The organism is Rhizobium sp. NFR07 (genome assembly GCF_900111905.1).
Taxonomy (GTDB): Bacteria; Pseudomonadota; Alphaproteobacteria; order Rhizobiales; family Rhizobiaceae; genus Neorhizobium.
The window spans coordinates 15,285-36,663 of sequence record NZ_FOKM01000008.1 but is presented as its reverse complement, the minus strand read 5'-3'; the positions used below and the strand labels follow the sequence as shown (position 1 = coordinate 36,663).

The window sequence follows — 21,379 nt, the reverse complement described above, 5'->3', positions numbered from 1 at the left end:
TTGTTGTTGTTGCAGTGACCAAACCATCGGCACCCTACTTCGTTCCTGAGCGAAATCCGCGAGCGATTACAGGATGCGGCGGTTCACCTCGGCGGTGATCATCGGCACGGCGACGGCCGCTGCAGCCGGCACCCGCAGCAGCTGCATCATCTTGCCGAGTACGAATGTCACGCCAACGGTCGCGGCGATCCGAAGCCACGGATGGACCTCTTCTGCAGCCGGCAGGGCGGGATCTGCCGCGTCGGACTGTTCGTGTATCCTGGCCAGCTGCGCCTTGAGCTTCTCCACTTCCCGTCGCAGGCTGTCGATCTCCTTGCGGTAGTCAGCGGCAGCGGCGGGCCTGCGGGTTGGGGTGGTCGTCTTTGCGGCCGTGGCTGCCTTGGCCGGTGCGGCCCGCTTGGCGGTACCGGCCTTTGCCGGACTTGCCGGCTTGGCCGCTGAAGCGCCTGCCGTAGTTGCCTTCGCGGCCTTGGTGGAGGCGCCTGCCCGGGATCTCGGTTCTTTCATGTCCTGATGTTCCTCGCATTATGATTCCCCCATTGAACGCGGAGATCGGGGAAAGGATGCGCCGGATCGATGACGCGGCCAAACAAGGGTGACACATGAACCTCCAGGTCACGAAACCGTGTCACCTTGGCGCATATAACCTTTCGTCAACCTCTCATTAGCACTTCATTGACCATAATGGATGCTTGAGCCGGGCAGATCGCAACTCGAGAGCCCGAATTTTGGTCTTTGCGTCGAACGGGTTTGTCGTGTCCGAGTATCAGTCGAGTGGGTCTTTGCCGGGTGCTTCGCGCACCATTGCAGGCTTCGTCGCGGATGCGGCGCTTTCTGCCATCACAACAATCACAACGCGATCGGCGAAAGCCACGCGGGCGATCGCCGTCGCACTTGCGGCACTGATCGGTTCGGCGGCTGCCGCGGAGGCCGAGAACCGGTCGCTGAAACTGCATTTTACCCACACGGGCGAGCGGGCGGAGATCACCTACAAGCGCAACGGACGCTTCGACCCGAAAGGCCTTGCACAGGTCAACCGGATCCTGCGCGACTTCCGCAAGAACCAGTCGACGAAGATGGATCCGCGCCTTCTCGATCTCGTCTGGGAAGTCTACGACCGCAGTGGCGCCACCGGCTATATTCACGTCGTCTCCGCTTATCGTTCGCCTGCCACCAACAGCATGTTGCGCGGTCGGTCGCGCAAGTCCGGCGTTGCCAAGAAGAGCCAGCATACGCTCGGCAAGGCGATGGACTTCTTCATTCCCGGCGTGAAGATCTCGACGCTGCGCCAGGTCGCCATGCAGATGCAGGTCGGCGGCGTCGGTTATTACCCGACGTCCGGTTCGCCCTTCGTCCATCTCGACGTCGGCAATGTCCGCGCCTGGCCGCGCATGTCGCGCAAGGAACTGGCACGCATCTTCCCGAACGGCAGAACCATGCACCTCCCCGCCGACGGCCGGGCTCTGCCCGGCTATGCCGAAGCCGTGGCCGATTACAAGCGCCGCGTCGGATCGAAATCGATCCAGATTGCCAGCACCGCGCCGGATGACGACGATGACGATACCGGGTCGGCAAAACGCTCCGGCAGTGGCCTGCTGACGGCCATGCTGCCGACGCCGAAAAGCCGCGCGATCGAGGCGTTTTCCGAGCGGACCAGCCCGAAAGCGGCGGCGGCTGCAGCATCGACTGAAAAGGCCGATCCGAACTTCGTCGACCTCGCATCGCTTTCAGTCCCGGCACCGAGTTTCCGCCCATCCACGGCCCCGGCACCGATCGACCCCATCCAGACGGCAGCGCTGGCACCGGCCCTCACCCTTGCGCCGACACCCTCGCCGGCACCGCTGCCCGCCATTGCCGCCGCTCCCGCACTCCGGCTGCCCAGCCCGGGCCGCGCGCTGAAGACACCCTCCGGGGCGATAGGCCTGCTCCCCATCACACCTGAATTCGTCGATGAGGAAGACGAGTTCGATTCCGATGACGCACTGCTCTCCTGGGCGCTCGCTGCCCCCGGCACCAATGGCGGCATGACGGCGCCGCTGCTGGTCCGCCGCGCGATGAGCAGTGTCGAGGCCGGCACACCGGCCGAACCCGCGCCGCTTCCGGTCGCGGTCTCCCGGGAATTCGATAGCGACCGGTTCTGGTCGGGCGGCTGATTGAGCCCTCTTGAAATACCCCCTCACCAACAAAATCCAAGACTTGGCCTTTGGCTAAGATCTTGTTTTTGTAACCTCCCCACTAGGGGAGAGGTCAGACGCCGAGATCGCTGCACGCTCCCTATCTCCCCCTTGGTGGGGGAGAATGGAATTTCAACATCTTAGCGTCAGCTAAGTGCTAGAAATTCCAAGTGAGGGGGTCGCCATCCCCGGGGACGTTCCGGCACTCCATTTGAGCAAAAACAATCCCCTACGACAAACTTTATCCCCACCCTCTCGCCTGATGCCTACAATCCTCCCCGTCCCGTCGCGGATACACCGGAAGGCGTTCCGGCGAGGCGGGGCCGGCATCGGTGGTGAAGGGACGACGTGAACCGTCATCATCGGGGTCCGTTGAGAAAATGGTTGCCCTCCGACGACCGGGAGGCGCGGGATGAAAGTCGGACCGACATCCCGCATCACTTCCCTGATGGAGCGTCGGGCGTGCCTGTGAGGCACAAAGGGTGGCGGGATGGCGCCATGGGGCGTTCGCGGATGTCTTCGGACATTCGGAAACCATGGCGCAGGTGGATGACGTGGCCCAAGGTCGTCATGGCCCGGGTCGGGTTCCGTAAAAGGGCGTGCATGACACTCGATAATGAGACACGCCCCCGTGCCCACTGTCCCGTCCATCGCAGAGCAACCGGAGTTCACGGATAGAAACTGCCGAACGGGGCGCTGAGAGGTGTCACTTTAAACTAACTTTTACGAGGCAGCTTTCAGCGCCCCGGCCGAATTCAAATACCGAGATCGCCAAGGGCGCATTGCGCCTGGCATCCAGCAGCCAGCCGAAACGCAAAACGGCGGGATGCCGAAGCATCCCGCCGCCAGATCAAGCGATCAAAGGGCGAATTAGAACTTGTAGTTCACGCCGGCCTTGATCGTGTGGTCGCCGATGTCGGTCTCGCGGGTGCCGGCATCGCTGAAGCTGCGGACGTCACCGGTGCGGGTGTAGTTGTACTCGACGCGGCCGGAGAGCTTGTCGTTGAACTTCTGCTCGACGCCGGCGCCAACCAGCCAGCCGGGCTTCCAGCCGCTCGGGCCTTCAGCGCTGCCGGTGTCGCGCAGGCTGGTCATTGCAGCACCTGCCGTACCGTAGATCAGGGTGCTGCCGAGCGGCGCGCCGACCTTGGCCTTTGCGGCCAGACGGTAACGCTCCTTCAGCTTGCCGCCGGGAACGTCGACCTGGGTGTCGCCCAGGTGGGAGAATTCGGCTTCACCGCCAACGACAACGCCGTTGATCTCGGTGTTGTAGCCACCGTGAATGCCGCCCATGAATTCGGAATCGCCCGAAAAGGGCTTCAGGTCGTCGTTGGCAGTGCCAGCGTGCAGACCGATATACGGGCCGGTCCAATCCGACGACGGGCCAGCAGGCTCGTTGTAGGACGGCGCTTCGTAAGAATTGGTGAGGTCCGCAGCAGAGGCAGCGGAAGACAGGGCGGAACCGGCGACGAGTGCGGCGAGTGCCACGGCGAAAGGCTTCATGGTCATGATACTGTTACTCCATACACAGCCTGCATGTGGTGGAAGGCAGGCGATACAACCGGCATGACAAGCCGCATGGATCATAACGCGACCCGCCCTATTCCCTCGGCCGCATCGATGATCCCGCACCGATACCCTTCCTATTTTCACGAATTTATAAATACTCCATTAACCGCGGAGCCGGGCTCGCGAAAAGACCGGCGCGGGGCATTCACGACATCGCGAGGACTGTCGCCGGGCGGTGACGACGCGCCCCTCGCCTGCCGCAAATTGTCGTGAAGCCGGGTAAAAGCAGCACACTAGGCAGCCAGGCGGTCTGGCCAGTGTGGCGATCGGTGCTATCTTTTCGTCGACGCCGAACCTCTGCCTGGCGCCAACTCCAGCTCCGAGAACCGATGACCGACGCCAAAAGCCAGCCCAGCGAACGCTTCGTCCTCCTTGATGGCCTGCGGGGCATTGCCGCGGTCTTCATCATCCAGCGCCACGCGGAGGATCTGCTCGGCGATGCGCTGCCTTCCAGCTATCTCGGCGTCGACCTGTTCTTCGCGCTGAGCGGATTCGTGCTCGCTCACGCCTACGGCGCGGCACTCGCCGAGGGACGGATATCGACATCACGCTTCCTCAAGGCGCGGCTGCTTCGCCTCTACCCGCTCTATGGCATCGCGCTGGCGCTCGGTACCGCCTATTACATCCACATGTATTTCGCCGGACTTCCCGTCATGGCGGATGAATACGTGATCCCGCAGGAGCTGGTGCTTGCCTTTTTCACCGGCCTTCTCTTCCTGCCCTCGCCGGTGACGATCTCGTTCAATGCAGCCCTCTTCATCGTCCACCCCGCCTGGTCGCTGTTCAACGAACTGGTGGCGAATGTCGCCTATGCGTGGCGGGGTGCCCGCGCTACCGTTCGGCAGATCGGCGTGCTACTCGCCGTCAGCGCCGTATTGCTCGTCGTTGCCGCGCTGCAGTTCGACCGGCTGCATGCAGGGTTCCGATGGCACGAGATGTATGCCGGCATGGCCCGCGTGTTCTTCTCCTTCTTCGTCGGCGTGCTGATCTACCGCTATCGTCGCAAGGTGCCGCTGGTGCGCCCCCTGCAGTCGCTTGCCTGCCTGGCGCTGCTTGCGCTCGTGCTGGTCTTTCCGACGCCGCGCGACCTGCGCTGGATCTTCGATCTGGCGGTCGTCTTCCTCGTCTGGCCAGCGCTTCTCTACTGGGCGAGCGCAATCGTTCCGGGCCCCCGAACATCCGCCGTTGCGAGCTTCCTCGGCACTGCGTCCTACGGGGTCTATGTGCTGCACACGCCGCTGCTAGACTGGGCTCATGTTCTGTGGCCAGGGGTGACCGATGCCGCCATTGCACCATATGCGGGCATCGGCCTCATAATTCTCGTCGTCCTGATCTCATGGTATGCTACGATCCGGATCGATCAGCCCCTGCAGAAGCGGCTGAAGCAGAGAGTGCTGAAGCGCGTGCCAGTAACGCCCTAGACAATTTTTGCCGACCGCCGGAACTTTTTGGCTCGTGTGGAAATTAACAAGGATTCGACCAAAAAAGAGAGGAGAACTGCATCCATGCCGAACGCTGTACAACAGGCCGTGACATCGCCGAAAGAACACGTTCTCACGGTCCAGGAGGCTCTCGAGCCACTCTTTCTTGCGCTTGAAGAAGAAGCAGAGCTCAAGATGATCGCTGCCGCAATCAAGGCAGGTTGGCCGCTGGAGGAGGCGGTCGCAGCTATCGACGAATTACGTCGCAACGAATTGCTGCCGTTGGGCCGCCCGCATTAGGGCGGACGATAATTTCCCTTAAATACCTACTCGCCTCATCGTCCCCGCTGCCTTAGCTTGCCGCACTCTGGCAATTTATGGAGCGGCATGGACGATGAGCATCAGGACGATTTGTGTATATGGCGCGGGCGCGCTCGGCGGGGCTTTCGCAACAAAGATCGCGCATGCGCTTTCCGATGAGGTTCAGGTCTCCGTCATCGCCCGCGGCGCCCAGCTTGCTGCAATCCGCGAAAACGGGCTGAGCGTCGTCTATGACGGCGAAAACCATCCTTCCCTTTCCGCGCGCGTGACTGCAACGGATGATCCATCGACACTACCGCCGCAGGATCTCGTCATCACCGGCATGAAGGGCCACCAGCTTTCCGCAGCGGCGGAAGGCATCTCAAGCCTTTGCAACGACAAGACACGGGTCATGATGATCCTCAACGGCGTGCCGTGGTGGTATTTCCATGCGGACAAGGAAAGCCGGTTTGCCGGGCAGCAGCTGCCGGAGCTTGATCCGGACGGGCGGCTTTGGGCTCTCGTGGACCCGAGACGCGTGATCGGCTGCGTTGCATATCAGGGTGCCGAAGTGATCGAACCCGGCCGCACGAAGCTCAACGGCAAGGGCCGCTTTTTCCTCGGCGAACCAGACGGCACGTTGTCTGACGATCTCAACGCACTTGCCGGGCTGCTCGGCCGCTCAGACCTCGACATCCGCCCGACGGCGCGCATCCGCGACGAGATCTGGGCGAAGCTGCGCGGCAATGCCGCCTTCAACCCGATCAGCGCGCTCACCCGCAGCCTGATGGTCGACATGATGGCCAGTCCGGAACTTGCCCAGATGGTTCGCAAGATCATGAACGAGGTGCAGGCCGTGGGAACCGCGCTCGGCTGCCAGTTCCAGAGCTCCGCCGACGAGCAGTTCGCCAGCGCCCACGGCTTCGGCCCCGTCAGGACATCGATGCTGCAGGATCTTCTGGCAGGCAAGGCGCTGGAAATCGTACCGCTCAACGGAATGGTTTCGGCCCTTGGAAAGCTCGCCGGCGTGCCGACACCGACCTGCGATACCATTCTGGCGCTTACCAAGCAGCTCGACGTCGAGAACCGGCGCTGAGCAATTCATGGCAGCACACAAAGAAAACCTCGCCGAGGGGATGACGGCGAGGTTTCAAGTCTGGAGGTCAAAATTTATCGTTATTGTGGCGGCACAGGGGACAGACACCGCCTTTGTTATCTTTCATGACCCGGCAGTGTGGCTCCAGCCGTGTCAGCTGTAAGTACAACCCATCTGCCGCCGATAGGTTCCACCAATCCTTAACGGACGATGCGCTATGGTTGCAGCTCAACCGCCCAACTCGACGAGACAGCCATGCCAGGTCCGAACTTCCGCTTCACGCATTATGATCTCAAGCCGCAGCGTGCCGGAACCACAATCGAGGTGACGCTGAGCGCGGTCAACAACGTGCGGCTGATGAATGCGGCCAATTACCAGCGCTTCACGGAACGCCTCGATTTCAAATATGTCGGCGGTGTCGCCCGCAAATCGCCGATCCGTCTCGTCATTCCCGAGAACGGCCACTGGCACGTCATCGTCGACACGGAAGGGCATCACGGCCTGGCGGAATCCTCCATCAAGCTGATAGCCGTTCCGGCTGCGCGAAGCCCGCAGCAGCAGGCGTCCTGAGCCTCACCAAGTTGTCGGCTAGTCGTTGCGCTCCTTGCGCAGCTTCGACCACCAGTCCAGTCGCTTCCGGATCTCCCGCTCGAAACCGCGTTCCGGCGGATCGTAGAAGGTCTGGCGTCCCATCTTTTCGGGGAAATAGTCCTGGCCGGAAAAGGCATCGGGCTCGTCGTGGTCGTAGCGATAGCCGTCGCCATAGCCCTCGCCCTTCATCAGCTTCGTCGGCGCATTGAGGATACGTTTCGGCGGCAGGAGCGAGCCGTTTTCCTTGGCGGCACGGGTGGCGGCCTTGAAGGCGGTGTAGACGGCATTCGATTTCGGCGCGGTAGCGAGGTAGACGCAGGCATTGGCGAGCGCCAGCTCTCCCTCCGGCGAACCGAGATAGTCATAGGCATCCTTGGCAGCGTTGCAGACGACGAGCGCCTGCGGGTCGGCCAACCCGATATCCTCCACCGCCATCCTAACCAACCGTCGTCCGAGATAAAGCGGATCCTCACCGGCATCGAACATGCGGGCCAGATAGTAGAGCGCCGCATCGGGATCCGATCCGCGCACCGACTTATGCAGCGCCGAGATGAGATTGTAGTGGCCGTCCTGCGCCTTGTCATAGACGGGAGCGCGGCGCTGGACGATCTCGGTGAGACCCACCGTATCGAAGACCTCGCCTTCCCTCGCCGCGCGCCAGACCTCTTCCGCCAGCGTCAGCACTGCCCGGCCGTCGCCATCGGCCATGCGAAGCAGCGCGGCCCTTGCATCCGCATCGAGCGGCAGCGGCTTGTCCTCGACCTGCTCGGCGCGCTTCAGGAGCTCTTCCAGGCTCTCCTCGTCATGCGACCGGAAGGTCAGGACGCGGGCGCGGGAGAGAAGAGCGGCGTTGAGTTCGAAACTGGGGTTTTCGGTGGTCGCGCCGACGAGAATGATTGTCCCGTCCTCCATGACCGGCAGAAAACTATCCTGCTGGGCACGATTGAAGCGATGGATCTCGTCGACGAAGAGCAGCGTCTGTCGGCCGTCCATGCGGCGCAGTTTCGCGCCCTCAAAGACCTTCTTCAGGTCGGCGACGCCGGAAAAGATCGCCGAGATCTGCTCGAAGGCAAGTCCCGTCTCGCCGGATAGCAGCCGCGCCACCGTGGTCTTGCCGGTGCCCGGCGGCCCCCAGAAGATCATCGAGCCGAGCGTGCCCGACGCAATCATCCGGCGCAGCGCTCCGTCCTCCCCGGTCAGATGCGGCTGGCCGGACACCTCGGCAAGCGAAGTCGGCCGGAGCCGATCCGCCAGAGGTCTCCGGCTGGCGACATTATCAGGGACACGGGGAGAAAAGAGATCGCTGCTCATCGGAAGAATTGCCGGATACGCTGGCCGTTGCGCTCGATTTCGACGCGCCAGAAGCCCGGGTCCTCGTCCATCATGCCTTCCATCGTCTTCGTCGTGTTCACCGGGCTGCCGTTGATGGCGACGATGATGTCATTGGGCTGGAAGCCGAGGCGTGCCGACGGCGATCCGCGCGAGACATCGGTGACGATGACGCCGGTCTTTTCGGCCGGAACACGGAGTTCGGTCGCGAGCTTGGGCGAGAGATTGGCGATATGCAGGCCGGCGAAGGGATTGCGGCCTTCGATGAGGCGCTCGTCGCGCGGGGTCGTCTCGGGGGCAGTGTTGAGCGCAAGCGTCATTTCCCGGGAGCCGTCGGCTGTCTGCACCGTCAGTTCCGCCTGCTTGCCGAGGCCGGCCGTCGTCAGACGATAACCGAGCGCATCGGGATGTTCGACGGCGATGCCGTTGACGGCGGTGACCACCTCGCCCGGCTTCAAGCCGGCCTTGTCGGCCGGGCCGCCTTCGACGGTACGCACGACAAGCGCGCCGCGGGCGGCCTTCAGGCCGAGCGCTTCGGCGACATCGGACGTGACCGGCTCGAAGGTCGCGCCGACGAAGGGACGCTCGAAGGTGGTCTTGCCTTCGGCAGCGGCCGCCAGGAAGACTTTCACGAGATTGGCGGGGATTGCGAAGCCGACGCCGTTGGAGCCGCCGCCGCGGGAGAAGATCGCGGTGTTGATGCCGATCAGCTCGCCGTTCATGTTCATCAGCGCGCCGCCGGAATTGCCGGGATTGATCGAGGCATCGGTCTGGATGAAGAAGCCGAAATCGCCGCTATTGACCTGGTTGCGGGCAAGCGCCGAGACGATGCCGCTCGTCACCGTCTGGCCGACGCCGAACGGGTTGCCGATGGCAAGGACGAGATCGCCCACCTCGGTGCGGTCGGAATCACCGATCGCCAGAACCGGAAAATCCTCCTTGCTCTTGATGCGCAGCACCGCGAGATCGACCGTCTCGTCCTTCAGCACCAGTTCGCAGGGAAACTCGCGTCCGTCGGCCAGCGCAATCTTGATGTCGTCGGCGCCGTTGATGACGTGGTTGTTGGTGACCACGAGACCGTCATGGGAGAGGATCACGCCCGAGCCGAGCGACGACTGCTTTTCCGAACGGTTCGGCATGCGCTGGCCGAAGAACTGATCGAAGAAGGGGTCGCCGGTATACATGCTCGGCCGCTGCACGACGCGTTCGGCATAGACATTCACCACGGCACCGGCGGTCTGCTTGACCAGCGGCGAGAAGGAGAGCTGCATTTCCTGGCGGCTCTGCGGAACCGTTTTCGTATCTTGCGCGTGAGCGCCGACGGGACATACCACCGCCAGAGCAAAGAGACCGACCGACACGTGTCTGAGCAGGCTGAACATTCGATTCCTCATGATAGAATTCCAAATGGCGTTTTAGCGCCGCAGGCTGGAAAATAAAGATGGCCGAAACCAGACGAAACGACCGGTCGTTCGTCTATATGGGTATCAGAGGCAGGCTGGGAAAGAACATGCTTGAAAAGGCGAAGAGATGGGCGAAGGCGCTCAAGCGGGATGTGGTGGCGCTTTGGATCGCCGCGCGTGATCGCCGAGTGCCGCTTGGCGCCAAGCTGGTGGCTGGGGCGGTCGCGGCCTATGCGCTGTCTCCTGTCGATCTCATCCCGGATTTCATCCCGATACTCGGTTATCTCGACGACCTACTCATCGTGCCGCTCGGCATCCTCTGGGCGATCCGGCTCGTGCCCGGCCCGCTGATGGACGAATTCCGGCTCCAGGCCGAACAGCGTTCCGGCCGCCCCGTCAGCCGGACCGGCCTCGCCGTCATCCTTGCCATCTGGCTCGCCTGCATCATCTTCGTCATCTGGAGCCTCAAGGACGCATTCTAGCGGATCTGTCCTGTCGGCCCTGCCAAGGCATCAGGAGCACAGGCCATGACATCGAAACTCGCCGCAATTCTGCTTTCGGGCACTCTCGCGACCACTCTTCTGGCGCCCAATCTCGCCACCCCGGCAGCGGCTGCGAGCTTCGACTGCGAGCGGACCGATCTGGCGCCCGACGAGAAGGTGATCTGCGACACACGTGTGCTCAACGATGCCGACGTGAAGATGGTGACTACTTTCGACATCCTGACCAGCCTGCTCGCCATGGGCAATCGCGACAAGCTGCGCGAGGAACAGAGCGCCTGGCTGAAGAAGCGCCAGGCCTGCGGCGGCGATGCGGCCTGTCTGACCGGCGCCTACGAGGAACGGATGAAGCAGCTCAACGAGGCGTATGAGGGGTTAAGCCGCCCACTGTAAGATCGGCATCGGAACGCTTGCTTTCCCTCCCAAAAAAACTTCGAGGAGGAAGCGCATCAGGCAATGTGCAAGACGATGTGGTCGCTCTGGCGTGCCGCATATTCAAGCGCTGCGCTGATGTCAGCGGTTTCGAGCGCGGGGTAATCCTCCAGAATTTCCTCATGGCTCGCACCTGCTGCGAGAAGCTCGAGGATGTCCTTTACCCGAATGCGCATCCCGCGGATGGTCGGACGGCCGGAGGAAATCTGCGGATCGAATGTGATGCGATGAAGCTCGGACATGGCCATCGTTCAAGATGCTGACGGCGGCAGAATAACACAAAGCCCCGCCAGGGAAACCGGGCAGGGCTTTGACGATGTATCCGATGGCGGTCAGGCCTATTCCGGCAGGATCCGCACCGCGCCCTTGTCGGCAGACGCCGCAAATGCGGCATAGGCCTTGAGCGCGGTCGTGACATTGCGCTTGCGCGGGGCGGCCGGTTTCCAGCCGAGGGCTTCCTGCTCGTGGCGGCGGGCGGCGAGATCGGCGTCGGAGACCTTGAGGTTGATCGTGCGGTTCGGGATGTCGATCTCGATCAGGTCGCCTTCCTGAACGAGGCCGATGGCACCGCCCTGGGCCGCTTCCGGAGAAGCGTGGCCGATGGACAGGCCGGACGTGCCGCCCGAGAATCGGCCGTCGGTGACCAGAGCGCAGGCCTTGCCGAGACCCTTCGACTTCAGGTAGCTCGTCGGATAGAGCATTTCCTGCATGCCCGGGCCGCCCTTCGGGCCTTCGTAGCGGATGACCACGACGTCGCCGGCCTTGACCTCGTTGGAGAGGATCGCCTTGACCGAAGCGTCCTGGCTTTCGAAGACGCGGGCGGGACCGGTGAATTTGAGGATCGATTCATCGACGCCGGCGGTCTTCACGATGCAGCCGTCGAGCGCGATGTTGCCGTAAAGCACGGCCAAGCCGCCATCCTTGGAGAACGGCTTTTCGACCGAGCGGATGACGCCCTTTTCGCTGTCCGTATCCAGCTCTTCCCAGCGCGAGGACTGGGAGAAGGCGACCTGGGTCGGCACGCCGCCGGGGGCTGCCTTGAAGAACTCGCGGACGGTTTCGGAATTGGTGCGGGTGATATCCCAGCGGTCGATGGCGTCGCCCAGCGTCGTCTCGTGAACGGTATAGCAATCGCGGTTGATCAGGCCGCCGCGATCGAGCTCGCCGAGGATGCGCATGATGCCACCGGCGCGGTGGACGTCTTCCATATGGACGTCCTGCTTGGCCGGCGCGACCTTGGACAGGCAGGGAACACGGCGCGACAGCGCGTCGATATCTTCCATCGAGAAGTCGATGCCACCTTCATAGGCAGCCGCCAGGATGTGCAGAACGGTGTTGGTGGAGCCGCCCATGGCGATATCGAGCGACATGGCGTTCTCAAAAGCCTGCTTGGTGGCGATGTTGCGCGGCAGGACAGTCATGTCGTCCTGCTCGTAATGACGACGAGCGAGATCGACGATCAGGTGGCCGGCCTCGACGAACAGGCGTTTGCGGTCCGAATGGGTGGCGAGTGTCGAGCCGTTGCCGGGCAGCGACAGGCCGAGCGCCTCGGTCAGGCAGTTCATCGAATTGGCGGTAAACATGCCGGAGCACGAGCCGCAGGTGGGACAGGCGGAACGCTCGATCGTCTCGACTTCCTCGTCGGTATAGCTCTCGTCGGCAGCGGCCACCATGGCGTCGACGAGGTCGAGCGCGACCTTCTTGCCGTGAACTGTCGCCTTGCCGGCTTCCATCGGGCCGCCGGAGACGAAGACGGCCGGGATGTTGAGGCGCATCGCGGCATTCAGCATGCCGGGGGTGATCTTATCGCAGTTGGATATGCAGACCATGGCATCGGCGCAGTGCGCGTTGACCATGTATTCGACCGAGTCGGCAATGATTTCGCGCGACGGCAGCGAATAGAGCATGCCGTCATGGCCCATGGCGATGCCGTCGTCGACGGCGATCGTGTTGAATTCCTTGGCCACACCGCCGGCCGCCTCGATCTCGCGGGCGACGAGCTGGCCGAGATCCTTCAGGTGGACGTGACCGGGCACGAACTGGGTGAAGGAATTGACGACCGCGATGATCGGCTTGCCGAAATCGCCGTCCTTCATGCCGGTGGCGCGCCAAAGGCCGCGCGCGCCGGCCATGTTGCGGCCGTGGGTCGTGGTTCTCGAACGATAGACGGGCATGGGTATTTCCTCGCTCAAAATTCAGGCCGGCATTCTATCCGCTTCCGGAGAGAGGCGCAAAAAGCCTATTTTTGGATATGTCCTAAACCAACTGCCGGATGCTGTCACTGCCGGTTCAAGCCGAAACAGTACGGTACGGTACGGTTCGCATCAAGCGGGTTTCGGCAAAATCGGCTGTAAAAGGCCTGCGTGCTCCCGCGTTGATCGGGTAATGCCTCGGAATCATTCTGCACGAACGGCCAATCCCACCCTCCCTCATTCCTGTGCTTGTCACAGGGATCCAGCCGACGCGCGTCCGCGCGGCGAGAGGAGTCTTTTCAGCCCAAGGACTTGGGCTGACTGGATTCCTGTGACAAGCACAGGAATGAGGAGAGCTTGTTTGGCTCGCGCTATATCGACCTAATTACTACCGCGCGTTCCGCAACTCCTCCGCCCGCACATCGAAATGCTGGAGGATGATATCGAGGTTGCGGCGGTGGGATTTGAAGAAAAGGTCGAACAGGTCGCCGGCGACGGGGATGCTGCCGACCACGCCGTCGGCGGCGATATTGCCGAGCATTTGGACGAGCTTGTTAGGCGGCACGCCCATGCGGCGCGCCTCGTTGACGATATAAAGGCCGACCAGTGCGCCGCCGGCATCGCCGACCACCGGAATCAGGCCGAAGATGGAATCGGCACCGAAACGGATGCCGGTGCCGGGAATGCGGATCGCGGTATCCATCAAGCGGGCGATGCCGTTCAGACGGCGCAGGCGCCTGAGCTTTTCGACATGATCAAGATCATCCTTGATGAAACGCTCGCTGGCGGCATCCCAAGTTTTCGTCGCCATTCCAACCCTCCATATGGCCAAGTCGTCAGTGAAGGCCGTGCATGCGATAAATGAGAACTGGGGCCGCGCGTTCCAAGAGGCAGGCGCAAAAACCGTTCGACGCGTTTCACGCAAACGTGGCTTCCTACAATATTTGCATGGCTGTGAAACCGCAGGCTTTGGGATTACGTATAAGCATATGTAAAGGCACGTTGCCTGAGGAGAGCTCGTCATGCCCGCCTACCGTCCGCCGCAGATCGCAGCCTCGGAAATCACGCCCAAGACCATCTATATGTCGCGCAGGAACTTCATCGGCGCCGCCGCGGCTGCCGGCATTGGCCTCACCTTCGGCGGCGAGGCGCTGGCGGCGCCACTCACCGCGCAGCCTGGCCCCTACAAGCTGAATGAGAAGCTGACGCCGAAAGAAGCGATCACCACCTATAACAATTTTTACGAGTTCGGCGTCGGCAAGGAAGATCCGTCGCAGAATTCCGGCGCCTTCAAGCCGACCCCGTGGTCGGTGAAGGTGGAAGGGCTTGTCGGCAAGCCGAAGGAATTCGGTCTCGACGAGATCATGAAGATGAAGCTCGAGGAGCGCACCTACCGGATGCGCTGTGTCGAGGGCTGGTCGATGGTGATCCCGTGGATCGGCTTTCCGCTGTCGGCCATTCTTGACAAGGTCGATCCGCTCGGCAGCGCCAAATACGTGGCTTTCGAAACGGTCGTGCGGCCGGAGGAAATGCCGGGTCAAGGCGGTCTCTTCCAGGCCTTGCCCTGGCCTTATGTCGAGGGCCTGAGGATGGACGAGGCGCGGCATCCGCTGACGATCCTGGCCGTCGGGCTTTACGGCGAAACGCTGCCGAACCAGAACGGTGCGCCGATCCGGCTGGTCGTGCCGTGGAAATATGGGTTCAAGGGCATCAAGTCGATCGTCAAGATCAAGCTCGTGGAAGAGCAACCACAAACGACTTGGAAAAATTCCAATGCCCGCGAATACGGCTTCTACTCCAACGTCAATCCGGCGGTCGATCATCCGCGCTGGAGCCAGGCGACCGAGCAGCGGATCGGCGAAGGCGGGTTCTTCGGCACCAAACGGGTCGATACGCTGCCGTTCAACGGTTACGCGGACGAGGTGGCCAGCCTCTATGCCGGCATGGACCTGAAGGCGAATTATTGAGCATGGCTTTTCTTCCCGCCCTGCCCCGCAAATATCACGCCGCCAGCATCTGGGCGCTTTACGTCATCGGCCTCTGTCCAGCGGCCTGGTATTTCTATCAGGCGGCAACCGGGTGCCTCGGCTTCAATCCGGTCAAGACATTCGAGCACCTGCTCGGCATATGGGCGCTTCGGCTGATCATCGCGACGCTGGCGATCACGCCACTGCGCGACCTCTTCGGCATCAACTGGGTGCGCTACCGGCGGGCGCTCGGCCTGCTCGCCTTCTATTACGTGGCGATGCATTTTTCGGTCTATCTGCTGCTCGACCTGCAGCTGAATTTCGGCGCGGTCGGCGGGGATATCGCGCGGCGGCCCTATATCACCATCGGCTTTGCGGCGCTGCTCTGCCTTATTCCCCTTGCGGTGACATCGAACAACTGGTCAATCCTCAAGCTCGGTCAGGGCTGGGTAAAGCTTCACAAGCTGATCTATCTGATCGCGGTCGCGGGGGCGTTTCATTACGTGCTCGCCGTCAAGTCGGTGACAGCAGGGCCGTTTATCCATGTCGCACTGATCGCGCTTCTCGTCGCCTACCGCTTCGTGCGCCGGCCGATCCTGACCTGGAAGCGGTCACGCAACGGGCAGCCGGTTCGCGCCGCCGGCCGATAGGCTGTCAGGCGACGCCCGGTATGGCGCAGGCTTCCCCGCCGCCGAAGAGGCGCGAACGGGTGAGGAAGCGTTTTTCCCGGCCGTTATCGAGCGAGAACATGCCTCCCCGCCCCGGCACGACATCGATGATCAGCTGGGTGTGCTTCCAGGCTTCGAACTGGCTGCCGCTGATATAGACCGGCACGCCGCCGATTTCGCCGAGCCTGACATCCTGGTCACCGACGATGAAATCATCGGCCGGATAGCACATGGGCGACGAGCCGTCGCAACAGCCGCCGGACTGGTGGAACAGGATGTCGGGATAGTCCTCTTGGATTTCGGCGATGAGCGAGAGTGCGGCATCCGTGGCGGTGACGCGCGGTTCGCCGTTGATGGTGGTGTCCATGGTGGTCCTTTCTGGGTGAAGAGAGCTTGAAAACTGCCCCTCATCCGGCTGCCGCCACCTTCTCTCCGTTCTGACGGGGAGAAGGAACCGTGTCGCGAGGTTTCCGTCTCTCACCAGCGTCAAAGCGAGATAGTCCTCTCGTTTCGCGCGCGGTTGCCGGCGATTAAGCCCGGAATTCGTCCTGCCGTGGCGAAAATGGTGACTTCGAGAACCGGAGCGGAGTGGACTTGAAGTCCATGAGCACCGGAAGCGCAGAAGGCGCCATTTGCAGCCCGGCAGGGCGAATTCAGGCCGATCGTCTCAGAAGAAGCCGAGCTTCTTCGGGCTGTAGCTGACCAGCATGTTCTTGGTCTGCTGATAGTGGTCGAGCATCATCTTGTGGGTCTCGCGACCGATGCCGGACTGCTTGTAGCCGCCGAAGGCCGCGTGGGCCGGATAGGCATGGTAGCAATTGGTCCAGACGCGGCCCGCCTGGATCTCGCGGCCGAAGCGGTAGGCACGGTTGCCATCGCGGGTCCAGACACCGGCGCCGAGGCCGTAGAGCGTGTCATTGGCGATAGATAGCGCTTCCGCATCGTCCTTGAAGGTCGTCACCGAGACCACCGGCCCGAAGATTTCCTCCTGGAAGACGCGCATCTTGTTGTGGCCCTTGAAGATGGTCGGCTGGATGTAATAGCCCTCGGAAAGCTCGCCGCCGAGATCGTTGCGGGCACCGCCGGTCAGCACTTCGGCACCTTCTTGGCGGCCGATATCGAGATAGGCGAGGATCTTTTCCATCTGTTCGGTGGAGGCCTGGGCGCCGATCATCGTTTCCGCATCAAGCGGATTGCCCTGCTTGATCGCCTGGACGCGCTTGACTGCCTTTTCCATGAACCGGTCGTAGATGCTTTCATGCACCAGCGCACGGCTTGGGCATGTGCAGACCTCGCCCTGGTTCAGCGCGAACATCGCAAAACCTTCGAGCGCCTTGTCGAAAAAGTCGTCGTCTTCATTGGCGACGTCGGCGAAGAAGATGTTGGGCGACTTGCCGCCGAGTTCCAGCGTGACCGGAATTAGGTTCTGGCTGGCATATTGCATGATCAGCCGGCCCGTCGTCGTCTCGCCGGTGAAGGCGATCTTGGCGATGCGGTTCGACGAGGCGAGCGGCTTGCCGGCTTCAAGGCCGAAGCCGTTGACGATGTTGAGCACGCCAGGAGGTAGGAGGTCGCCGATGATCTCGGCCCAGACGAGCAGCGATGCGGGTGTCTGTTCGGCCGGCTTGATGACGACGCAGTTGCCGGCGGCGAGTGCCGGGGCAAGCTTCCAGGCGGCCATCAGGATCGGGAAGTTCCACGGGATGATCTGGCCGACGACGCCGAGCGGCTCATGGAAGTGGTAGGCGACGGTATCGTTGTCGATCTCGCCGATCGAGCCTTCCTGGGCGCGGATGCAGGAGGCGAAATAGCGAAAGTGGTCGATGGCAAGCGGAATGTCTGCAGCCATCGTCTCACGGATCGGCTTGCCGTTGTCCCAGGTCTCGGCCTGGGCGAGAACCTCCAGCTTGTCCTCCATACGCTGGGCGATCTTCATCAGGATGTTGGAGCGCTCGGCGGGTGCCGTGCGGCCCCATTTGTCCTTTGCAGCATGGGCTGCGTCGAGCGCGGCGTTGATGTCCTTTTCGTCGGAGCGCGGAATTTCGCAGAGCTTGCCACCGGTGACCGGGGTGATGTTGTCGAAATATTTGCCGCTGATCGGCTCCCGCCATTCGCCGCCGATATAGTTGCCGTATTTCAGCTTGAACGGCGACTCGACGATTTTCTGGTGCAGCATGTCATCCTCCCTTGATGAGCAGGTTCGAGCGAACCCGATGGGAGAAATCTGATCATATCGGTTGCCGAAAACAGGGCGGGTCTATGATACCGCGGCGCACTCTGTAGCAAGTCTGCGACACATCATGGCATCAATGGAGGCCGAAGCGCTTCATCTTGCGGTGGAGCGTGGAACGACTGACGCCAAGCGCTGCAGCCGCCTGCGAGACATTGCCGCTGGTGCGCGACAGGACGCGCAACAGCATCGCCCTTTCGGCCTCATCCAGTGATGCCTCGCTCTTTTCGTTCAATAGGTCTGAGGCGGGAATCCCGGCCTCGATCCGCTGGTCGTCCAGTTTCAGCGCCATCCGGGCAGCGCGTGTGGCGCCGAGCACCATGTCGTTGCGATCGACGGCCAGAAGTCCGATCGTGGAAACGAGGTCATTCGGCACCATGACGAAGCGGGCGCCGGCATAGGCGCTGCGGAAGAGGTTAAACTCGATGCGGCCGGCAGCCTCGCGCACCGTCTGGGCGAGAATGGCGACGATGCCGTCGCTCGCATCGTCGCGGCAGGTCGAAACGTCGAGCGCACCGACAAGCTGGCCGCGGTGATCGCGGATTGGCGCCGTGCCGACACCGTTGGTGCCGATGCTGGCCTCGGTCCAGACCGCCCCGGTCCAGAGGCCGAGATCGTGAAAGTCCTTGTCGTCGCCGGCAACCCCGCGGCGGTCAAGCGCGATGCCCTCCCTGTCGGTCATCAGGATACAGCAGCCTGCCTTGCCGGCAATCAGGAAAAGGCGGTCGAGCTCTTCCGCGGCATGGGCGACAAGCGCGCCGGATCGCTCGCGGGCACGGCGAAGTTCGTCCTCGGTCAGCCGCACCGGGAGGCGCCTCTCCTCAGGCGCCAGATGGTGCATGGTCATGCAGCGTCGCCACGACGCGACGACCGCCGAACTGGCGACGAGAGACTGCGCCGAGGCATAGACCTGATCGGCGTGGGAAACATGCTCGTGCATCGGGCTCCTCCAACCAAATGCCATGGGTGAATTGTCGCTAAAAAAATGGGGGATGGCAATGAGGAAGTGGGAGCGCCTTTGTTCTCCCCCCTTGTGGGGGAGATGTCACGAAAGTGACAGAGGGGGTGGCGCCGCGAACTCAATTTGCGAGGAGTATGCGGACACCCCCCTCTGCCCTGCCGGGCATCTCCCCCACAAGGGGGGAGATCGGCTAGGGGCGCTGGTCTGCCCACCCCCAAAGGCCCAATTCCGCTATTTCCGCTTCGTCTGCTTGCTCTTCGCGAGATTGAGCGCGGCGGCCCTCTCCACCAATGCCACAAAGGCCTCGTCGTCAATCCGATCCCCCTCCTTGAGATCGATCGCCCGGCGCATATTGCCGTCGAGGCTGGCGTTGAAGAGGCCTGTCGGATCCTCGACCGACGCACCCTTCGCAAAGGTCAGCTTGACGACCGCCTTGTAGGTCTCGCCGGTGCAGATGATGCCGTCCTTTTCCCAAACCGGTACACCGCGCCATTTCCATTCTTCGACAATGTCGGGGATGGCCTGCTTTATCAGTGCACGGACATGGGCGAGCATCTCGCCGCGCCAGTCGCCCAGCTCGACGATGCGCTGGTCGATCAGTTCGGAAGGAGCCTTGTCTGCGGCGGCTCCGTCTTTAGTCATCGCATGGTCCGCCATCAGAGCTTTTCGCCGGGCAGCAGGCTTGCCTGCCGGATCCAGCTTTCGAGTTGCGCCTCTTCCCAGGTGTCGCTCTCATGGATGTTGAGATAGCGGGTCTCGGCAGTCTTCGATTCGCCCGGCGGGACTGGATAGAGCGAGGCGCCGCGGAAGAAGGTAAGCTTCACATATCTGGCGAAGCAATGGACGCCGAGAAACCAGCCCTGCCCTTCGATGCCGTAGAGCGGCGTATTCCATTTCACCGCCTTGGCTGCATCGGGCACCGCCTTCTCGATCAGCGCGTCGAGCTTGCGTCCCACCTCACTCTTCCATCCGGGCATGGCGGCGATATAGGCCTGCACCGGTTCGTCGCCATAACCTTTCGGGATCTGCGGATTGCCGCCCGACAGCAGCTTCGGCTCCGCCGTCCCGGCGCCTATTTTTCCGGACATGGTGCGCGCTCCTCCAGCTGACCATCCGGTCCATCATAGCGTGAGCAGTCAGCGCGTCCAGCCTGTGTTGGAGCAGGGAAAGCCGTACCCCGCGCCTTGACTTCTGCCGATTCGAAGGTTCCATTCTGGGCTTCAACGGGATGAAGACATGAGCACGGGTACGACAGCGCAGAGCGGCCGCCTTTCGTTTCTCGACTTCTACCTCTGCGACCTGCGCCCCTGGGGAGAGCTGCGGGGCTTCGCGCGCTTCATCGTCGAGTTTCTATACTTCGGCTTCAAGGAGGCGCGGGCCTGCCTGTTTGCCGGCCTCTTCTTCGTCTCGATCTTCCTCGTGCCGAAGGCCGGGCTGTTCGGCCTGCCCCGCTATGATGTCCTTTTGGTCATCGCGCTTGCCATCCAGCTCTTCATGATCTGGAGCAGGCTCGAGACCTGGGACGAGGCAAAGGCGATCGGCCTGTTCCATATTGTCGGCTTCGCGCTGGAAGTGTTCAAGACGTCCGGCGCCATCGGTTCATGGTCCTATCCGGATTTCGCCTATACGAAGCTGTTCGGCGTACCGCTGTTTTCGGGCTTCATGTATGCCGCCGTCGGCAGCTACATCATCCAGGCGTGGCGGCTTTTCGACCTGCGCATCCACCACCATCCGAGCTACTGGATGGCGACGCTGGTCGCACTTGCGATCTACGCCAACTTCTTCACCCATCACTTCATCGGCGACTATCGCTGGTATATCGCCGCCTGCGCGCTCGGCCTCTATGCCCGCACCACCGTCACCTTCCGGCCCTATGACCGCGACCGCAAGATGCCGCTGCTTCTCGCCTTCGTGCTGATCGGCTTCTTCATCTGGCTGGCGGAAAACATCTCCACCTTCTTCGGCATCTGGTCCTATCCGAACCAGCTCGGCGCCTGGTCGACGGTGCATATCGGCAAATGGAGCTCGTGGTCGCTGCTGGTGATCATGACCTTCACCATCGTCGCCCATCTCAAGCACATCAAGCAACAGATCCACGTGCCCGATTAAGCAAGCTCGCCTCGACGACCGCAGCGCCGGCAATGCCCGTGGCATAGGCCAGTATATTCCAGAGCGAGAAGACGCGGCCAAGCAGGAGCTTGCCTGCGGTCGTCAGCCGAAAGGCGTCCAATTCAGGCGTATGATAGAGGCGCGAGAGCTCGACCGCCAAGGCAATGGCCATTGCGCCAGAGGCCACCAAGGCGATCCTGGCAGAGCCGGTGAGCATGCCGACGAGCAGGAAGACCATGCTGCCCCAGAGGATGGAGCCACCATATTTGACCATGGTGAATGGTAGGCCGATCTCGTAGCCGAAACGGCGAAGCGCGAGGCCGGCGGCAATCACGGCCAGCACCGCCAGGCCGCGACCGATCCGCTTTGAAAATGTTTCGCGTGCGATCATGTGCTTACCTCGGCTCGACGCAAAAAGGCCGGGCGTTTCCACCCGG

The 21,379-nt window shown here is 62.2% G+C and carries 23 protein-coding genes; 10 read left to right on the top strand and 13 right to left on the bottom strand.

All coding sequences use genetic code 11. The annotated features are described in order from the left end of the window. Positions 1-66: 66 nt before the first annotated feature. On the bottom strand, positions 67-507 hold the full coding sequence (locus BM216_RS34050) for a hypothetical protein (RefSeq protein WP_093000527.1): 441 nt from the start codon (positions 505-507) through the stop codon (positions 67-69). Positions 508-755: 248 nt separating this feature from the next. Here BM216_RS34050 and BM216_RS17635 point away from each other — a divergent pair, with 248 nt between their 5' ends. Continuing rightward, a complete protein-coding gene (locus tag BM216_RS17635; protein WP_244530222.1) occupies positions 756-2,153 on the top strand; it encodes a peptidoglycan L,D-endopeptidase MepK in 1,398 nt (465 codons plus the stop codon). A gap of 891 nt (positions 2,154-3,044) precedes the next feature. On the opposite strand, the gene BM216_RS17630 is transcribed toward BM216_RS17635, so the two are convergent. After that, positions 3,045-3,683, bottom strand: a complete 639-nt coding sequence (locus tag BM216_RS17630; RefSeq protein ID WP_093000525.1) for an outer membrane protein — start codon at positions 3,681-3,683, stop codon at positions 3,045-3,047. Between the two features lie 389 nt (positions 3,684-4,072). Here BM216_RS17630 and BM216_RS17625 point away from each other — a divergent pair, with 389 nt between their 5' ends. The 4 genes from BM216_RS17625 (at position 4,073) to BM216_RS17610 (ending at position 7,130) form a co-directional block, all read left to right on the top strand. Next, complete coding sequence (locus BM216_RS17625; protein WP_093000524.1) at positions 4,073-5,164, top strand: acyltransferase family protein; 1,092 nt, start codon at positions 4,073-4,075, stop codon at positions 5,162-5,164. 84 nt (positions 5,165-5,248) lie between these two features. Continuing rightward, positions 5,249-5,464: a hypothetical protein gene (locus tag BM216_RS17620; protein WP_093000523.1), complete on the top strand. Its 216-nt coding sequence runs from the start codon at positions 5,249-5,251 to the stop codon at positions 5,462-5,464. A gap of 94 nt (positions 5,465-5,558) precedes the next feature. Beyond that, positions 5,559-6,560 carry a ketopantoate reductase family protein gene (locus BM216_RS17615; protein WP_093000522.1) on the top strand — a complete coding sequence of 334 codons (1,002 nt, stop codon included), beginning with the start codon at positions 5,559-5,561 and terminating at the stop codon, positions 6,558-6,560. A 255-nt stretch (positions 6,561-6,815) separates the two neighbouring features. Further along, positions 6,816-7,130, top strand: coding sequence for a DUF1883 domain-containing protein (locus BM216_RS17610; protein WP_093000521.1), 315 nt, complete (start codon positions 6,816-6,818; stop codon positions 7,128-7,130). A gap of 18 nt (positions 7,131-7,148) precedes the next feature. On the opposite strand, the gene BM216_RS17605 is transcribed toward BM216_RS17610, so the two are convergent. Together BM216_RS17605 and BM216_RS17600 are read right to left on the bottom strand one after the other, a co-directional pair. Continuing rightward, positions 7,149-8,462 carry a replication-associated recombination protein A gene (locus tag BM216_RS17605; RefSeq protein WP_093000520.1) on the bottom strand — a complete coding sequence of 438 codons (1,314 nt, stop codon included), beginning with the start codon at positions 8,460-8,462 and terminating at the stop codon, positions 7,149-7,151. Next, positions 8,459-9,862 carry a DegQ family serine endoprotease gene (locus tag BM216_RS17600; RefSeq protein WP_093000519.1) on the bottom strand — a complete coding sequence of 468 codons (1,404 nt, stop codon included), beginning with the start codon at positions 9,860-9,862 and terminating at the stop codon, positions 8,459-8,461. Before BM216_RS17600 ends, BM216_RS17605 begins: the two co-directional genes overlap by 4 nt. A gap of 128 nt (positions 9,863-9,990) precedes the next feature. Between BM216_RS17600 and BM216_RS17595 the strand changes: the two genes are divergently transcribed. Next, the gene (locus BM216_RS17595) at positions 9,991-10,365 is read left to right on the top strand and encodes a YkvA family protein (RefSeq protein WP_093000736.1); all 375 of its coding nucleotides are present in this window, start codon (positions 9,991-9,993) and stop codon (positions 10,363-10,365) included. Positions 10,366-10,410: 45 nt separating this feature from the next. After that, positions 10,411-10,776 (top strand): lysozyme inhibitor LprI family protein, encoded by a 366-nt coding sequence (locus tag BM216_RS17590; protein ID WP_093000518.1) that lies wholly within the window; start codon positions 10,411-10,413, stop codon positions 10,774-10,776. 56 nt (positions 10,777-10,832) lie between these two features. Here BM216_RS17590 and BM216_RS17585 read toward each other — a convergent pair whose 3' ends face one another. From BM216_RS17585 to BM216_RS17575, 3 genes are all read right to left on the bottom strand, one after another. Continuing rightward, positions 10,833-11,057, bottom strand: a complete 225-nt coding sequence (locus BM216_RS17585) for a DUF433 domain-containing protein (protein WP_093000517.1) — start codon at positions 11,055-11,057, stop codon at positions 10,833-10,835. Positions 11,058-11,153: 96 nt separating this feature from the next. Continuing rightward, positions 11,154-12,989, bottom strand: a complete 1,836-nt coding sequence (gene ilvD / locus BM216_RS17580) for a dihydroxy-acid dehydratase (RefSeq protein ID WP_093000516.1) — start codon at positions 12,987-12,989, stop codon at positions 11,154-11,156. A 406-nt stretch (positions 12,990-13,395) separates the two neighbouring features. Further along, positions 13,396-13,818, bottom strand: a complete 423-nt coding sequence (locus BM216_RS17575; RefSeq protein WP_093000515.1) for a DUF4112 domain-containing protein — start codon at positions 13,816-13,818, stop codon at positions 13,396-13,398. Between the two features lie 211 nt (positions 13,819-14,029). Here BM216_RS17575 and msrP point away from each other — a divergent pair, with 211 nt between their 5' ends. Both msrP and msrQ read left to right on the top strand, forming a co-directional pair. Continuing rightward, positions 14,030-14,974: a protein-methionine-sulfoxide reductase catalytic subunit MsrP gene (gene msrP / locus BM216_RS17570; protein WP_093000514.1), complete on the top strand. Its 945-nt coding sequence runs from the start codon at positions 14,030-14,032 to the stop codon at positions 14,972-14,974. A gap of 2 nt (positions 14,975-14,976) precedes the next feature. Next, positions 14,977-15,624 (top strand): protein-methionine-sulfoxide reductase heme-binding subunit MsrQ, encoded by a 648-nt coding sequence (gene msrQ / locus BM216_RS17565; RefSeq protein ID WP_093000513.1) that lies wholly within the window; start codon positions 14,977-14,979, stop codon positions 15,622-15,624. Positions 15,625-15,628: 4 nt separating this feature from the next. Here the strand turns inward: msrQ and BM216_RS17560 are convergent, their stop codons facing one another. The 5 genes from BM216_RS17560 to BM216_RS17535 form a co-directional block, all read right to left on the bottom strand. After that, positions 15,629-16,009: a DUF779 domain-containing protein gene (locus tag BM216_RS17560; RefSeq protein ID WP_093000512.1), complete on the bottom strand. Its 381-nt coding sequence runs from the start codon at positions 16,007-16,009 to the stop codon at positions 15,629-15,631. A gap of 300 nt (positions 16,010-16,309) precedes the next feature. Next, the gene (gene adh / locus BM216_RS17555) at positions 16,310-17,818 is read right to left on the bottom strand and encodes an aldehyde dehydrogenase (RefSeq protein WP_093000511.1); all 1,509 of its coding nucleotides are present in this window, start codon (positions 17,816-17,818) and stop codon (positions 16,310-16,312) included. Between the two features lie 130 nt (positions 17,819-17,948). Continuing rightward, positions 17,949-18,812, bottom strand: coding sequence for a helix-turn-helix domain-containing protein (locus BM216_RS17550; RefSeq protein ID WP_093000510.1), 864 nt, complete (start codon positions 18,810-18,812; stop codon positions 17,949-17,951). 252 nt (positions 18,813-19,064) lie between these two features. Further along, positions 19,065-19,475, bottom strand: coding sequence for a DUF1801 domain-containing protein (locus tag BM216_RS17540; RefSeq protein ID WP_093000735.1), 411 nt, complete (start codon positions 19,473-19,475; stop codon positions 19,065-19,067). A 14-nt stretch (positions 19,476-19,489) separates the two neighbouring features. After that, positions 19,490-19,921, bottom strand: coding sequence for a DUF1801 domain-containing protein (locus BM216_RS17535; protein ID WP_093000508.1), 432 nt, complete (start codon positions 19,919-19,921; stop codon positions 19,490-19,492). A gap of 148 nt (positions 19,922-20,069) precedes the next feature. On the opposite strand from BM216_RS17535, the gene BM216_RS17530 reads away from it, so the two are divergent. After that, the gene (locus BM216_RS17530) at positions 20,070-20,942 is read left to right on the top strand and encodes a DUF817 domain-containing protein (protein WP_093000507.1); all 873 of its coding nucleotides are present in this window, start codon (positions 20,070-20,072) and stop codon (positions 20,940-20,942) included. Here the strand turns inward: BM216_RS17530 and BM216_RS17525 are convergent. After that, a complete protein-coding gene (locus BM216_RS17525; protein ID WP_093000506.1) occupies positions 20,914-21,333 on the bottom strand; it encodes a ribosomal maturation YjgA family protein in 420 nt (139 codons plus the stop codon). The two genes, BM216_RS17530 and BM216_RS17525, sit on opposite strands and share 29 nt — an antisense overlap. Positions 21,334-21,379: the final 46 nt, after the last annotated feature.